Annotated in this window: 13 protein-coding genes and 1 pseudogene; 11 read left to right on the forward strand and 3 right to left on the reverse strand. The window is 37.8% G+C overall.

The annotated features are described in order from the left end of the window. Position 1 precedes the first annotated feature (1 nt). The 6 genes and pseudogenes from BQ5321_RS12645 (at position 2) to BQ5321_RS12670 (ending at position 5,722) form a co-directional block, all read left to right on the forward strand. Positions 2–1,129 carry a DUF4145 domain-containing protein gene (locus BQ5321_RS12645; RefSeq protein ID WP_234978400.1) on the forward strand — a complete coding sequence of 376 codons (1,128 nt, stop codon included), beginning with the start codon at positions 2–4 and terminating at the stop codon, positions 1,127–1,129. A 1,067-nt stretch (positions 1,130–2,196) separates the two neighbouring features. Continuing rightward, a complete protein-coding gene (locus BQ5321_RS12655) occupies positions 2,197–2,484 on the forward strand; it encodes a nucleotidyltransferase family protein (protein ID WP_071394829.1) in 288 nt (95 codons plus the stop codon). Continuing rightward, positions 2,481–2,813 carry a HepT-like ribonuclease domain-containing protein gene (locus BQ5321_RS12660; protein WP_071394830.1) on the forward strand — a complete coding sequence of 111 codons (333 nt, stop codon included), beginning with the start codon at positions 2,481–2,483 and terminating at the stop codon, positions 2,811–2,813. The genes BQ5321_RS12655 and BQ5321_RS12660 overlap by 4 nt, the downstream gene beginning before the upstream one ends. A 124-nt stretch (positions 2,814–2,937) precedes the next feature. Further along, positions 2,938–3,230, forward strand: a pseudogene (locus tag BQ5321_RS23755) (HNH endonuclease); the annotation flags it as partial. A 301-nt stretch (positions 3,231–3,531) separates the two neighbouring features. After that, a complete protein-coding gene (locus BQ5321_RS24680; protein WP_234978401.1) occupies positions 3,532–3,903 on the forward strand; it encodes a GNAT family N-acetyltransferase in 372 nt (123 codons plus the stop codon). Positions 3,904–4,528: 625 nt separating this feature from the next. Then, entirely contained in the window at positions 4,529–5,722 is a 1,194-nt protein-coding gene (locus BQ5321_RS12670; RefSeq protein WP_084786771.1) for a YecA family protein, read from the forward strand. Positions 5,723–6,282: 560 nt separating this feature from the next. Here the strand turns inward: BQ5321_RS12670 and BQ5321_RS12675 are convergent. Further along, positions 6,283–6,990, reverse strand: a complete 708-nt coding sequence (locus BQ5321_RS12675; protein ID WP_071394831.1) for an HAD family hydrolase — start codon at positions 6,988–6,990, stop codon at positions 6,283–6,285. 379 nt (positions 6,991–7,369) lie between these two features. On the opposite strand from BQ5321_RS12675, the gene BQ5321_RS12680 reads away from it, so the two are divergent. From BQ5321_RS12680 to BQ5321_RS12700, 5 genes are all read left to right on the forward strand, one after another. After that, positions 7,370–8,053, forward strand: coding sequence for a response regulator transcription factor (locus BQ5321_RS12680; protein WP_071394832.1), 684 nt, complete (start codon positions 7,370–7,372; stop codon positions 8,051–8,053). A gap of 11 nt (positions 8,054–8,064) precedes the next feature. Then, positions 8,065–9,117 (forward strand): sensor histidine kinase, encoded by a 1,053-nt coding sequence (locus BQ5321_RS12685; RefSeq protein WP_071394833.1) that lies wholly within the window; start codon positions 8,065–8,067, stop codon positions 9,115–9,117. 150 nt (positions 9,118–9,267) lie between these two features. Continuing rightward, positions 9,268–10,047: an ABC transporter ATP-binding protein gene (locus BQ5321_RS12690; protein ID WP_071394834.1), complete on the forward strand. Its 780-nt coding sequence runs from the start codon at positions 9,268–9,270 to the stop codon at positions 10,045–10,047. Beyond that, on the forward strand, positions 10,044–11,966 hold the full coding sequence (locus tag BQ5321_RS12695; RefSeq protein WP_071394835.1) for an ABC transporter permease: 1,923 nt from the start codon (positions 10,044–10,046) through the stop codon (positions 11,964–11,966). Before BQ5321_RS12690 ends, BQ5321_RS12695 begins: the two co-directional genes overlap by 4 nt. Before the next feature lie 15 nt (positions 11,967–11,981). Beyond that, complete coding sequence (locus BQ5321_RS12700) at positions 11,982–12,296, forward strand: YxeA family protein (protein WP_071394836.1); 315 nt, start codon at positions 11,982–11,984, stop codon at positions 12,294–12,296. Positions 12,297–12,395: 99 nt separating this feature from the next. Here the strand turns inward: BQ5321_RS12700 and BQ5321_RS12705 are convergent, their stop codons facing one another. After that, positions 12,396–14,063: a glycosyl hydrolase family 28-related protein gene (locus tag BQ5321_RS12705; protein ID WP_390622163.1), complete on the reverse strand. Its 1,668-nt coding sequence runs from the start codon at positions 14,061–14,063 to the stop codon at positions 12,396–12,398. 356 nt (positions 14,064–14,419) lie between these two features. After that, positions 14,420–15,466 carry a YeiH family protein gene (locus BQ5321_RS12710; protein ID WP_071394838.1) on the reverse strand — a complete coding sequence of 349 codons (1,047 nt, stop codon included), beginning with the start codon at positions 15,464–15,466 and terminating at the stop codon, positions 14,420–14,422. Positions 15,467–15,554: the final 88 nt, after the last annotated feature.

The raw sequence follows: 15,554 nt of genomic DNA on the forward strand, positions 1-15,554 counted from the left end.
GATGATGAATCAATCAACTTATTTTTACCAGTTCCTAGAACCGATTTCAAAGGAGCTTGCCTTTGTTGCACGTGAACTTGAAAACAGTATATATTCTAGCCCTCGTACGATGCTGACACATGCAAGAGTTTTTGTGGAGAATATTCTACAACAGGTGATTCAAGCGGAAAGGATTGAAGAAGAACCTCGGTCCAACCTGAAGGAGCGCATTGATCTTCTTAATAGCAATGGTTATTTAACTTCTGACATCCGTGATGCACTGCATTATGTCCGTCAAATTGGGAATCAAGCCTCACACGACGTTCGCATGTTCCGGTATTCTGAAGCTCTCTTATCTTGGGAAGCTGTGTATAAAATTGTTAAGTGGTATGTAGAAGTCTATGGTCCAGTCGATTTTACTGTCCCGGCTTATCAAGATCCATCACCACGAAGTAACCATTTCTATGAAAATACAGAACTTGAAACGAGATTAAAAGTATTAGAAAAGCTTCTTAAAGAGTCACTCGAGCAAGGTGAAAAACCTCCCGAAAAAGAAGAACCAGAAACAACACCAGAGGGAGCAACGGTTAAAGAAGAGCTTCCAGGCTTTACGACCATTCGTACACTTGAATTTAAAAATCAAACACTAGAAATTCCTTACTTTCTACGAGATGCTTTTCTTTTGCCGCAACGATTTGCTAAATCTGTTACTTATTTAATTAGACTAGGTGCGGAGCAGCAGGCACGGATTATGAGTGAGCTGCCAAACCATTTGGAAGGCTTGAACCAGCATGTAAAACGATTTAGTGATAAAAATGATGAACTCTTTTTTGAAGAATTGGCCATTTTTATTGAAGAAGAAAAAATCCGCAGAAAGCTGACCTTAGAGCGTCCGGGAGAGCTCTTCTTATTTTACAAATCCGATTACATTATCGTCACTGAGGAATTGGCCAAACTCCCGCTCACCCCAGAAGAGTTTGCAGGGATTCCCAATCTGCTTCGACAGCTACAAGACGACCAAATTGAAACCGTCGGACAGCTACCGAAGGAATTGGTTATCCTGGCCAAATATGAAAATGTTGGAGTAGGGACAGTTGAGAAATTGTTTGAGCAATTGAAAGCGAAGCAGTTAGTTAGAGTGGATTCGTAAGATGTTTGGGAGATTGGCTCTATTTATAGTTAGAGTAATGATTTAATAGTGTAGTTATGTTATTTAGGAGAGATTATGAATCTTCTTTATTAAATAAGAGGGCAGTTCTACTAAGAATGTGGTAGGGACTGCCTTTTTCGTTTATAAATAAAAAATACCTAAGAATCAGCATTTCTAGAATGTAGAAATGCTCATCAAAAGGACAAATTATTGCCAATAGAATTGTAGAAATGTATACTTGATGCCAATGGTAGCGGAAAGAATTTGCGTGCCAAATGTCCGAACTGTAATGAAAAAATTGAAATCAATTCGCTTTGGTGAAATATTAAATGCCAGAGGAAGGGCCGTTGTCCAAAAAGTATATAATGGAAGAGAATTCGAAGTAAACCCTGCTCTTATTGACCAGAGAGATAGGGACATAGGGACGTTGTTGTCCCAGAGATCAAATTCGCCCGTCGAATTTGCGTCCGGATTTTTATCGAGCTCGCTCGATAAACTACCTTTAAAAAAATCCGTGACATCCGCCGGAGGCTTAACTTCATTCAGCCGGGGTTTGAACCCCCACTGAATCGAAGTACAGTTTGCATTCATCCCCCACTTGTAGAAGTGGAGGACTTCTGCTGAATGAAGTTAAATATCGTAGGCAGCCCTATCTCATAGAACAGAGATAGGGTTATTTTTATTTTAAAAATATTTAGAGATATATTAGACCTGACTCTATGGTTCTAGGCTTATTTTAATTTGTTTTCAATAATGTTCTTCAAAGGCAGAAGGTTATTAAGTAAATTAACTGGTTGCTCTTCTATTATAAGTGGAGAGAGCTATAATACGATTATGTTACAATATTGAAAATGGTAAACGTTGGAGGCACACCAATACAATGTGCTTCAAGAAAAACGCGGGGACGGTTTTGTCCCGGTGTCTCTATTACATAATCGGTCGCTTATCTTCAAAAAGCAAATACGTGTTTCCTCATATGGAGTTGAATGATTATTAATTAGTTACAGACATTTTTCAAGACATGTTATAATGTCTTTAAGATTAATGAAGAATGTGAGGGATTCGTTATGTTATATGATATTCTTCAGGAAAAGCGTGAATTAATTTTGAAAGTAGCAGATGATCATGGTATTCAAAGTGTAAGGATTTTTGGTTCTGTTGCAAGGCATGAAGATGGACCTGAAAGTGATCTTGATTTACTTGTAGAATTTGAGAAAGGCAGAAGCTTGTTTGATTTGATTCGCTTTAAACAAGAGCTCGAAGATCTACTTAATATTAAAGTTGATGTTGTAACAGAAAATGCAATTCATTGGAGTTTGAAAGAAGATGTGTTAAACGGAGCCATTCAATTATGAAGAATGACAAAATCTATTTACTTCATATTTTGGAGTGCATAGAGAATATTGAATCATACATTCCGAATGGCGAAAATGATTTTTTTAGTTCAAAATTAATTCAAGATGCGGTCATTCGTAATTTAGAAATTGTAGGAGAAGCAACTAAGCGAGTATCAAAAGACTTTCGAAACCAACACCCCCATGTACCGTGGCGTGAAATGGCGGGATTAAGCGATGTTCTAATATATGATTATTTTGGGGTAGATAACGGAATTGTATGGAAAGTGGTTGAAAAAGAGTTACCCCTCTTAAAAGGTAAAATATCCAATTTGCTAGACCATTACTAGGTATAGAAAGCCTTTTTTCGAATCTGCAAAAATTGATTTTCTATTAAGGAGAGTGTTGATCCAAGAAGGATAAACGCTCTTTTTTGTGGAACTTATTTTAAATTGTCACAGGGACAATCCATATGAGGCTGCACATATTAAGGGCATCAAGCGGGTGGTCCAGATATTGAAAAAAATGGTATTGCTCTATGTTCTCTCCATCACAAGCTATTTGATATGGGTATTTTTACAATTAATAATGAGAGACGTTTCCTAGTATCTGAATATGCCAACGGAAATATAGGATTTGAGGAATGGGTGATGAAATATCACGGTCAATTTATCAGAAAACCCATTCAATCTTATTATATACCAAATGACAAATTTCTTGGCTGGCATATTCGTGAGGTATTTAAAGGGCCATATAGGGCTGTATAATGCCAGCCCCCTTTTACAAGTTCTTAAATTGGAAGGTGACCTTTCCTTGTCATAAAAAAAGTTCGTTTTGTATAAAGGAAGAAGGATTATAAATAACCATCATTCACATTATTGAGACTAATAACATTATGTGCTAAATACACAATAAATTTATTAACTGCTCGTCCCAATGATAGAATAGTACAGAAAATCCAGCTCGTAATAAGCAACTAAATCAACATTCATAAGGACTTGAAACGTTGGGATGGGTTCTGCTGTTTTATTCATTAAATTCATGGAGAAATGCAAAAGAGGAACATTGATGGAAATCGAGAATTTTTTTAAACCAATACCTGTACTTGAAACAGAACGTCTTTTATTAAGAAAGATAGAGTTAGATGATGTGGACGACTTATTTGAGATTTTTTCTGACTCACAAATAACAGATTCTATGACTTGGGAAGTTAATCAAACCAAAGAGGATACATTAAATAAATTTATTAAAGTTGTAACGAAACGACACGAAGAAGGTCAGTCTGTTGATTGGGCAATTGTCTTTAAAGAAAATGATAAAGTTATTGGCAATTGTGCTTTTATTGATTGGTCTAATCGTCATCGCAAAGCAGAAATTGGCTACGTAATGAACAAAGCATACTGGGGAAAAGGACTGGCAACAGAAGCATTAATGAATTAATTCGATTTGGTTTTGATGTGATTGGGTTAAATCGAATTGAGGGTGGTTGTGACATTAATAATTATGGTTCAGAGAAATTAATGCTAAAGGGTGGTATGCAGTACGAGGGTACTTTTAGAAAGAATGAATTCATTAAAGGAGAATTCCGAGATACTAAGGTATTTGCGATTTTGAAAGAAGAATATTCGTAAAACCTTCTGTTATTAAATTTCAAAGGTTTTAATTGAAAAACGATCTTCCACAATCGGGCACTGTACTAAATACACAAGCCAATTGATTAACAGCTCGTCCCAAGAATAAAATAATACAATTAATCCAGCTCGTAGAAAGCTTCTAAATAAAAAAGTCATATGGGCTTATCATTTGGAAGGTGCCACCATAGCCGATTATTATTTTTTCTAGCAAAAAAGTTAATTCTTTCAAATTATTTATACCCAGACTGATGAATTTCTGTTATAAAAAGATGTAGCAAGTATGAATCGAATAAAAAGGGACTTGAGAACCATCGTTTCATTACTTCTTATTAAAGTGAAAATTTGTAACGTATATGACTCATTGATAAATACAGTACTCATTGTTTTGACTGAAAATAATTCAACAAGAGGTAAAAGGGATGTGAAACAATATGAACAACGAGCCGGACTTAACGGTATTAATTGAGGCAATGGAAAAATTAAAGGAAGATACCTTAAAGCGGCAAGAGGCAAAAAGGTGGAAGCCCATTGAGAGCACTCTATCATTAAAGGAGGCTCTTAACCGATTAACAAAGGATGATTTAGATGCCATTCGTAAACAGTTAGAGATAAAAAGGGCAAGCAGTTTAAAAAAAGCAGAGTTAATTTTGGTATTAGAGGAAAAAATCCCTGCACTGTTAATCGAAACGATAAAAATGCAAGATCAAGAGCGTTTTCGTTTATTAATGAAATTGGTTAATCAGGGTGGCTATTGTAGTGATACATTTTTAGAAGAACACCAATTGGACTATTTTGCTAGGTCTGGTGTTGTTTTTTCCGGAAGGTTGGAAGGGAAAAAAGTTCATGTGATGCCACAGGAAATTATGACTGCTCTATCTGCTTTTCACAATGATTCCGAACTAAAAGCAATTATTGCACGGAACACAGAATGGATTAAGTTGACTCAAGGAATGCTGTATTATTATGGGGTTCTTACATTAGGACAAATGGAGGAAATGATAGAAAGTTATTTGCGTAAACCTTTGAGACTTTTAGATTACTTAAAAGTAATGTATCATGCACAGTCTTACTATCAAGAGTTTCGAATAGGGGACAAGCACTGGTCTTACTACCGGGTATTTGATCCCAATAAAGTATTACTTGAAGTGGAACAACGGAAAGATTTAGCTTATTATCCATTTTCGAAGGAGCAGCTCATAAAAGCGGGAGTACCGGATTTTATCGAAAGGAACGCAGTCTTTAACCATTTCGTTCATTTTTTATTGAAAAATTATCAGATGACAAGGAAAGAAGCCGAGGAAATAGCTGCAGAATGTGCGATGGCGGCCAAAATGGGAGAGCGGCCACAGGATATCCTCCAATACCTTACTTCGAGAGTGGAATTTTCTAATTTAGAAGCGATTTCTGCAATAATGGAGGTTCTCATAGAGCTTATTAATAATACTAGAGAATGGTTTCTAAAAGGTCACTCGCCTGCTGAATTATTTGTAGAAGAGAAAAAGCTTTTGAGATCCATCCCAAGCAATGGGAATATCATCCATTTCCCAAGCAATCAGAAAATTGGACGGAATGACCCCTGTCCATGCGGTAGTGGGAAAAAATATAAAAAATGCTGCGGAAAATAATGGGTGGCAGATGCCTTCTAGAATTCTGAAAGGTACAGACACCATACAGGATTTCCCGGTTTGCAAACGCGGGACAAGCTAGTTCTCCTAGAGGTAAATATCATAGATGGCCCTATCTTATAGACCAGAGATAGGGTTATTATATATATATGTTACAATATTGAAAATGGTAAACATTGGAGGCACACCACTACAAATGCTTTACTTCAATAACGATATATTGTAAACGGGCGCAAATCATTAATTATATATACCTATTTCCACATATGATGATCAAATACGCCCGTCGAATTTGATTTTTTATAGTAATTATTTATCAATAGATGTTTCCATCATTCAGTACTTTAAAATATCATGAGGCAAAAAATAAAATAGATAGTAAAGATATAGAAGCCATTAGAAGAATGAACAATCGTCAAAAATCTGGTAAATGCTTCTAATTATTCAACGATCGGGCGCTTTCCGTGAAGAGAAAAGCGTCTAGTTATATTTAGAATGTACCCTCTCTAAAAAACTAAATAGGAACCAGGATAACAATCGCTGATTCCTATCATAACGACCTAAGCCTTTTTCTTAAATAAGTCTAATAACTCCTTGGCACTATGTACTTCTTTATCTGGTTTATAGGTAGCATGAGAAGGTAAATCTTTCTTACGATGATTCATCCAAATCGCTTGCCAGCCTGCTTGTTTTGCCCCGATGATATCTTTTTCAAAATGATCCCCGATATACACGGTTTTCGTTTGGTCAAGGTCCAGCTTTTGTTCGATAAAATCAAAAACTTCTCTCTTCGGTTTTGCATGACCAATCGTACCAGAAATAAACGTCATCTCGGCCGGAATCCAACGACTAAGGTGGAGCTGTTTAATTTTCATCGCTTGATGCTTTTCTTCCCCATTTGTAAGAATCCCAAGCTGTTTTCCTTCCTTGTAAAGTACATTTAGTAGTTCTTCGACTTCCGGAAACAAGGTGATGTTCTTTTGTTCGGTCACATACGTTTCATGAAAAATAGTCGCTTTTTCCGTATCGATTGGGATGTTAAAATCCTTACAGGCAGCTTTAATTCGTCCGGTTTGCCATTCAAATGGGGTTATTTCACCTGCTTCACTTTGATCAAATAAAATCTCGCTATACTTACGACTAGCTTGATATAATTGATTGATTTCTTCATCTGACAATGGCTCTTGAAAAAGCTTCTTCACCGTTCTATGAAAAGATTGTGCTTGATCATATAATGTATCATCGACATCAAAAATTATTGTATCCATTCTCATAAGCCTCCTTATATTATGATGATATAACATATTTATCAACTTGAGAAATCCTTGTCATTAAGAAAAGTCACAGGGACTCCTCGAATAATCTTGTTTCATAGGAATGTTCCACACAAACCTTCCAAGTAACGAAACGCCGGGACGGTACGAAACTACTGATAAAGTACCGATTTTGAAAACTAACCTTAGATCTTCTACTAGATATAGTAAGTGAAATAAGCGTTTGTTCTACATAATGTAGGTAAAGTGATCTTGTTTTTCTCGAAACAGACTTTTTCAGTGGCCCGCACCGTCCCGCTGTTTTGGAAGAACCAATAGTTTTCTAATCATGAATCGTTTAGAATAGATAAGTATAGAGGAAGGAGGACCCCCAATGAATATGAACATCTTTATTATTGAAGACGACTCCCTGATCTTAGAAGCATTAAATGAAGGACTAAGCCAGTGGTCATATGAGGTAAGTAGTCCAAGTGATTTTTCGCATGTAATGGAAGACTTTATAGCGCATCGGCCTCACTTAGTTATGATTGATATACAGCTTCCTAAGTTTGATGGGTTTCATTGGTGTAGAGAAATACGTGCAGTGTCCAAAGTTCCTATTATTTTTCTTTCATCAAGAGATCATCCGATGGATATGGTGATGGCCATGAACCTTGGGGCGGACGATTACGTTCAGAAACCATTCCATATGGATGTCCTTCTCGCCAAGATTCAGGCGATTCTTCGTCGAACCTATACATATGAAGAAGTATCCTCCGAAGTCATTGAATGGAATCAAGCCATTATTGACTTAAAACGTGGCGGTATTTATAAGGACGGGGAAACCATTGAACTAACAAAAAATGAATTTTTTATTCTTACGGCACTAGTCAAATCCAATAATGAAATTATCTCGCGTCATGAATTAATGAAAATGCTTTGGGACGATGATCAATTTATTAATGATAATACGCTTACAGCCAACGTCACAAGGTTACGACAAAAGCTCTCTGCTCTTAATTTATCCAATGGGATTGTGACGAAAAAAGGGCTCGGGTATATGGCCGTTACACTATAGGAGGTTCCAAATTGTTTATCGCTTATCTCGTTTATAAAAAGAGTTGGATTGGCCTAATTATGTTACTCCTTCTACTTACCAACGCTTTAATCCTATTTGATGTGGGCATTAGTGTGGAGCCTTACTCAATCGTTTATTTAAATGGATTATTTCTAACCATCTGTGTGGTTTTTTTTATTTTGAGATACAAAAAAGAAACCTCCTATTATAAATCCCTGCTTACTCTATTTAACGATCTGGGCGATGACTGGTTTGAACGCATTCCTTTTCCTCATAGCCGTTATCCGGACCGTATTGTGTTTACACTTTTACAAACCATTCATGAGTATGAGCAAAGCAAACGTCGTGAGGATCAATACTTTCAACAAATGGACCATAATGAACTTGCATCATGGGTTCATGAAATGAAAACACCCCTTACAGCGATGAAGATAGCCATTGACACTCACCGTTCGAATGAGTTAGCGCAAAGGCTTCATACCTCTTGGCTTAAGGTACACTTATTAATTGACCGACAACTTTACATTTCACGTTTAGCGACCCTTGACTCAGACTTACTGCCAGAAAAGCTGGAAGTGAACGCTTTGCTAAAAGAAGAAATTCGTGAGCTATCAACATGGTGTATGGATAAAAATTTAGACGTTGATGTAACGGGAAACACGACCGCTACCGTTTACACGGATAAAAAGTGGTGCGGGTTTGTCATCCGACAGCTTTTAACCAACTCCATTAAATATAGTCCTACGAATGGAACAATCGTCATTCACGTGAGTTTACATGAGGATGAATCTGTCAGCCTCACCATTAAAGATGATGGACCAGGCATTCAAGCACATGACCTGCCACGAATATTTGATAAAGGCTTTACTGGAGAAAATGGGAGGGTTCAGCACTCAGCCACTGGAATGGGACTTTATCTGGCAAAAGAAATAAGCAAGAAGTTACGTATTCGACTTGAGGTTGCTTCAGCCGTTGGCGAAGGAACCTCTATTTCGATGATATTCTCTAGTGATAATTCCTTTGAACGTATCAGACGATCAATAATGCAAAATAGCCATGAATGAAGTAGTTAGGATATGTAAAGCCTAACTGCTTTTTATTTGCCAAGGTGACAAAAATATCACATTAGCCTTCATATTATCACCAAAAGCTTGCGACCTGGAGCGACAAAAGAATTACACTGTGTATAGAATTACTTGATTGGAGTGTATGGGATGAAAAATCAAAAGACACCAAAAACCGTTTTAAATGCTGAAGGTGTAAATAAAACCTATGGTTCAAAGGGAAATGCTCAACACGTTTTAAAAGGAATCGATTTTCGTGTAACAGAAGGTGAGTTTGTTGGCATTATGGGACCTTCAGGCTCTGGTAAGACGACGCTTCTTAATACGTTAGCCACGATTGATCGTGTTACTGATGGACGCATTTTGATCCATGATCATGAGATATCAAAAATGAAGGATAATCAACTTTCCAACATTCGCCGTCAGCATCTAGGCTTTATTTTTCAGGATTACAATTTGCTTGATACATTAACGGTAAAAGAGAACATATTGTTACCTGTTTCTTTAACAAAAATAAGTAATGATCAAGCTGAATCGGAGTTTTATGCCATTGCAGAAATGTTAGGAATCACGGAATTAGCTGATAAGTACCCTTCTGAAATTTCAGGTGGCCAAAAGCAACGTACTTCTGCAGCCCGAGCGTTAATTCATTCGCCCTCGCTCGTTTTTGCTGATGAGCCTACAGGTGCCCTCGATTCCAAAGCTGCCTCCAATTTATTAGAAAATTTATATGAGATTAACCAAGCCCGACAAGTCACCATTGTCATGGTCACTCATGATCCGTTAGCCTCTAGTTATTGTAACCGTGTCGTGTTCTTAAAGGATGGTCGGATTTTCTCTGAATTGTACCGGGGAGAAAAAACAAGAGAAGCATTTTTTAAGGACATTCTAGATATGCAAGCTGTTCTTGGAGGAGGCAGTCAAGGATGAACACACAGAAATTATTGATTCGTAGTATGCGAAAAAACATTAAAATGTATTATCTCTATTTTTTCGCGATGATTTTCAGCATTAGTTTGTATTTTATCTTTGCTACCCTGCAAAATGACCGAACTATTATAACTATGGCTAATGATAGCACGCTCTTCTCTACGGCCTTTCAAGTCGCTGGATTATTACTCATTTTCATTACCATTGTATTTACGATATACGCTACGAGCATCTTTATTAGAAGACGAAGTCAAGAAATCGGATTGTATCAACTCATTGGCTTGTCTAAGGCTTGGGTCGCTCGGGTCCTGATCCTAGAACACACGATTCTTGGTCTAGGCGCTTTACTTATCGGCCTAATCGTTGGTGCTATGCTCTCACGACTCTTTCTTATCCTGTTTATGAGCCTGATCGGTCTTGAAGCGATGCTTGGCTTAACCTTCTCAAGCCAAGCAGTCATCCAAACCATTGCTGTTTTTACTTGCTTACAGGCTGTCACAGTCTTACAAATTATCGTGATGGTTTATCGAAGTACACTACTACAATTGTTTCAAGCAAACAAGCAAAATGATACCTTTGTCAAACGTCCAAGCATCGTTTCTGGCATTTTAGGGATAGCTGGCTTAAGTCTAATAGGGTTTGGCTATTATGTATCTACCTTGATTGTAGACAATGCAGACTTGCTGCTGTTTCTGATGTTATTCGTTCTCGCCAGTACCATACTCGGAACCTATTTAGTCTTCCATACGACCATAAGCTGGATCCTATATGTTTTTCGAAAAAAGAAAAATGGAAATCTCGGCTTGTATAATAGTCTGTCGGTAGCATCATTAATGCACAGAATGAAAGGTCATGCCAATTCGTTAACCATAATCACTGTATTATCTGCCATGACGATTACGATGGTTTCACTTTCCTATTCCTTATATTTTTCAACCGAAAACGATGTGAGATTGGCGATGCCTTTTGATTTTGCAGTGGAAAATATGCAGGAGGAAGCCGCTACCATATCAAGTAGGTTAGAAGAGGAGCAGATTGAATTCGATCATTATCAGCTAGATGCCATCCGATTTAATGGCGCATGGGTGGAGCAGGATTCAAATGTAGACAATCGTCACAGATCATATATGCTTTTCTCTGCAGAGCAAATGGCACAGGCTGGATTAGATGTAGAGAGTCCCAAAAATGGTGAAGCAATCTATCATAATACGCGAGCCATTATAGAAGGAAAGGATCATTCGTATCCAAAAGACTTAGAGTACGCATCAAACGATGAAGCAAATCGATTAACCGTCTCCAAGTATAAGCTTGAAAACGTGATGAATTACACATTCTATGGCGAACAAATACTTGTTTCTGAAGAAACCTTCAAGAGAATGAGAGACAGCATTCAGGAGAATGAGTACAAAGAATTTTTGACCTTTGATGTGTTTCACTTATTGGATACGGAGAAAGCAAATACCGCCTCTGACATCTTTCTAACGAATGTGGACAAAGACCAGTATATCACTGACTTTTATTCCGCATACGAGGAATCACGTCAAACCTTTGGGCTCCTCATTTTCATCGCCGGCTTTTTAGGCTTTGTGTTTCTCCTTTCAACTGGAAGTATTTTGTACTTTAAACAAATGACAGAGGCTGAACAAGAAAAAACTCATTATCGGACACTGCGACAGCTCGGATTTCAAGTAAACGATATTATGAAAGGCATCATTCGTAAGCAGCTCTTTGTTTATTTGATTCCTCTGGGAATTGGGTTAATTCACGCTGCTTTTGCTCTTAACGTAGGTTCTGTTCTCATCGCCGCAAGCATGCTCACCCCAATCATCATTAGTATGGCAGCGTATATTGTCATCTATTTGATGTTTACCATGATTACCATTCGGTATTACAAAAGCATCGTCACAAATGCTTTATAGAAAGGAAGAAAAGTTATGAAAAAGATGATCTTAATTTCTTGTATAGTTGTAGTTGTTATTGCTAGTATATACCTTTTATTTCCCGAGCCATTCGATCGTTTTAATCCATTGATTGAACAGGAATATGTATATGTTGAGGTTCAAGGTGAACCTGCAGATGATAACAGAAGATATAAATATAAGGAGCAGGGTGTCACCGAAAGCGGAAAGACTAAACAAGTGGTATTCAGCACCAGTATTAGACTCGATCAAGGCACATTCTTAAAAGTACTCGCTAAAGGTAGCTACACAGTAGAATATGAATTTATAAATGAGGATGAAATACCTTAAATTAAAAAGAATGGAAGTGATTTAGTAAAAATGACAACGATGAAAAGAATATGGCTGCTACCACTTCACATTCTAACTGCTGTGATGCTTCTGTTGCCATTAAAGATTTTTTGGTGAAATTTTAATTTTAGGCATTTTATCGTGCTGAATGATCTTTATATTTTTCAAATGAATATTCTCGATATCCTTACCAACCTGGATACCTTCCAGTGAGGAATTTACCATCGTAATATTTTGAAGAGCAATATGATCGGCACGATGATCGCCGCCAAATAGCTTGATATCTGCACCAGCCTTTTTAAAATTGGAAAGGGTAATGTTATTTAACGTTACATTCCTGGCCCGGTACTGAACAGCAATGATGGGGTTATTCTCATAATCATAATCCGGATCGCCAATCAGAATAAAGTTATCAATCACTACATTCCGATAAGCGGAAACGACCATTCCTCTCGGGGTAGAGCCCGCATACAACGAGGTAAAGACAGGCCGAATCGCTACTAAATTGGAGGCTCTAATGTTAAAGGCCGTTTTGGATTCAGAATCCGTGCTCTTATGATGACCAATATGGCGAAAGTTAAAGGAACGATTATCATGGACAGAAAGATGGCCAAATATTTGCACGTCAGAAGCGGCTGAGGAATTATGGTGGGCTTTAATTTCCACCCCTCCAAAGCATCTGGCTGAGGAGTTATTGACCAGCCAAACAAATCGGGAACCATCATCCACTTCGATTCCGTTGGAGTTTGAAAACCCCTTTTGATGAGCTCTTCCGCTCGGGTCACACATATGCGAATTAGTAATAAAAATATAGTCGCTGTGATGAGTGGTGATGCCATCATCCCCAAAACCATATCCATTTAATTGATCGAGCCAAATGTATTTGCTGCCTCCCCGTGCACGAAAGCCATCACCTGAATAATCGTAAAGAGTGGATGAAACATCGAAGCAATGCAGGCCAGGATTGATTCCTTCCACATTTTTCACCCAGCCGTAGATAACGTGGGCGTAAGTCAGGCAGCTCGAATGGTTTCCCCAAGTCGCGGTTTTCTCCGCGTTGCCTAATCTTTCCACGTTCCAATCTAGGCTCATTCCTTCCACATAAATATTGCGATTTCCTCTTCGGTGATGACGGTTGGTTATCAGCCGAGTTCCTTTTGGCGCCTCATCATGAAGCTTGATTATTGTTTTGCCTTTTCCTTCTCCGACAAGAATGGTCCAGGAGGGGAGTCTTATCCCTTTTGTGATAAAGCAGCCTGCTGGTATCTTGACCTTAACCCGCCCGCGTCCAATCGCTTTATTAAAAGCTTCTGTATCATCCGTTTTCCCATCGCCCACGGCTCCAAATTCCATGACATTCACTTCTCGAGTAACGGATGTTAAGAGCTTTTGATACTCTTCATGTAAAAGACTCAACCACTCAGGATAGGCACGGCCCTGTTCATCGAATAACGTATCATATGTTTTGTTGCTGTCTTTTTCAAAGGAAGGAAGAACCATATGAGCAGTGCCTGACACCAGCTTTTTAAGAAAACGGCGGACACTGTTCCTTTTTTCAACGGCTATGGGAACGGGTTTTGGACTAAAGCTGTTAAACAGTTTATCCCCGTTATCCAAACCTTCTTTAGTCTTAGGAGCATCCTTTAAAAATTGCTTAATTAAAGCTTCATTTATACGCGGGTCATGATCTTTATCTAGGAAGACCATTCCATTCACCTCGCTCATCAACAAGTTTTCGTTCATTTCCCTTATTTTACCGTACGTCATCCTTACTAACCTATGTAAATGCCTGTTGCTTTATTTTCGTTTCATGATGGGATTTTTTTCACAAAAACAGCAATCAATCAAATTCGACGAGCGAATTTGATCATTGTTTTTACCACTGAATCTCAAAAGTGTACTAGTGAATGACAGACTGTTTACTATTTCATACTTTCTAGATGTCAAAGAGTAAAAAGATATTATTTTGAATCAAAAAGGTTATACAAATTTGATTGGTTTTCGATAAATAAATATTCCGTAATCGGGCCAGATTCTTGAATAAGCGAATGGATCAGTAGGAAGGAATCAAGGCCCTAAGATATTCAAGTAACTTTCAGTTTACTATAATAACCTATCCTTATTTATACAATAAAATAGGCTAAAATGGATAGCAAGATAGATGTAACCCCCATCGCGATTAACGGTTTTAATGCTTTAGTGCGGAGTTCTCCTAGACTTACATTTAATCCGAGTCCGACCATTGCTGCTGTTAAACACCATGCGGTAAGCTCAGAGATGCCATTTATAAAGTCAATTGATACTGGAATAGTTGTACCAATTACATAACTTCCAATAATGCTCATAATAATGAACCCAATTAAAAACCATGGAAATTCAACCTTCGTATCTGAACTTTTGTCTCCAAAGCCTTTTCTTTTCATAATGTACATGAAAAGAAAGCACAGTGGAACTAGCAGAAATACTCTGCCTAATTTTGCAAGCAATCCAATGGCTAGCGCATCTTGCCCTCCTGGTGCTGCAGCTAAGGCTACGTGAGCAATTTCATGTAAGCTAATTCCTGACCAAATACCATAATCTATCTCTGATATCGGTAAGAAAGGTCGTAATATCGTATAAGTAATTGCAAAAATTGTCCCGACTAATGCAATGATCCCAACAGCTATGGCGGTATCTTCATCCTTTGATTTTATAATCGGTGCTACTGCAGCAATGGCTGCTGCACCACACACACCTGTCCCTACTCCAAGAAGAAGAGAGATATTTTTATCTGCTTTCAACATTCGAGCTAGCCATACTGTCACTACGATAGCAAAGATAATAACCCCGGTATCTCGTACAAATAATCCTAAGCCATCCTGTAAAACCGTACCTATATTGAGCTTGAGTCCATATAAAATAATCGCAAAGCGTAATAATCTTTTCGAAGAAAATACTATACCTAAGCGAAGGGATTCAGGGTAACCAAAAAATTGCCGATACAAGACTGAGATCATAATCGCGGATGCTAACTGGCCAACTTGATTAAATCCAGGTGTTTTTGCCAATAAGTAGCCCAGTAAAGCGATCAAAAAAGTAAAGCCAATTCCACCAATCCATTTCCCAAAAGATGAGGTTTTTTTGGGAGATTGGATAGGTTCTTTATTTATTCTAGAGTATTCTGCTTCCATCTCTACACCGCCTTTAACTCAGACTATACCTTTTCTAGCTATAAGAAAAATAATAATTTATTATAGTTATCATAAGTAAAACAATATA

This window comes from Bacillus tuaregi (assembly GCF_900104575.1).
GTDB classification, from domain to species: Bacteria; Bacillota; Bacilli; order Bacillales; family Cytobacillaceae; genus Bacillus_BD; species Bacillus_BD tuaregi.

Excerpts from the sequence above, each read along its gene's own strand:
- BQ5321_RS12645 (WP_234978400.1), top strand. The coding sequence starts at position 2 with ATGATGAATCAATCAACTTATTTTTACCAGTTCCTAGAACCGATTTCA.
- BQ5321_RS12655 (WP_071394829.1), top strand. The coding sequence starts at position 2,197 with ATGTTATATGATATTCTTCAGGAAAAGCGTGAATTAATTTTGAAAGTA.
- BQ5321_RS12660 (WP_071394830.1), top strand. The coding sequence starts at position 2,481 with ATGAAGAATGACAAAATCTATTTACTTCATATTTTGGAGTGCATAGAG.
- BQ5321_RS24680 (WP_234978401.1), top strand. The coding sequence starts at position 3,532 with ATGGAAATCGAGAATTTTTTTAAACCAATACCTGTACTTGAAACAGAA.
- BQ5321_RS12670 (WP_084786771.1), top strand. The coding sequence starts at position 4,529 with ATGAACAACGAGCCGGACTTAACGGTATTAATTGAGGCAATGGAAAAA.
- BQ5321_RS12675 (WP_071394831.1), bottom strand. The coding sequence starts at position 6,990 with ATGGATACAATAATTTTTGATGTCGATGATACATTATATGATCAAGCA.
- BQ5321_RS12680 (WP_071394832.1), top strand. The coding sequence starts at position 7,370 with ATGAATATGAACATCTTTATTATTGAAGACGACTCCCTGATCTTAGAA.
- BQ5321_RS12690 (WP_071394834.1), top strand. The coding sequence starts at position 9,268 with ATGAAAAATCAAAAGACACCAAAAACCGTTTTAAATGCTGAAGGTGTA.
- BQ5321_RS12695 (WP_071394835.1), top strand. The coding sequence starts at position 10,044 with ATGAACACACAGAAATTATTGATTCGTAGTATGCGAAAAAACATTAAA.
- BQ5321_RS12700 (WP_071394836.1), top strand. The coding sequence starts at position 11,982 with ATGAAAAAGATGATCTTAATTTCTTGTATAGTTGTAGTTGTTATTGCT.
- BQ5321_RS12705 (WP_390622163.1), bottom strand. The coding sequence starts at position 14,063 with ATGACGTACGGTAAAATAAGGGAAATGAACGAAAACTTGTTGATGAGC.
- BQ5321_RS12710 (WP_071394838.1), bottom strand. The coding sequence starts at position 15,466 with ATGGAAGCAGAATACTCTAGAATAAATAAAGAACCTATCCAATCTCCC.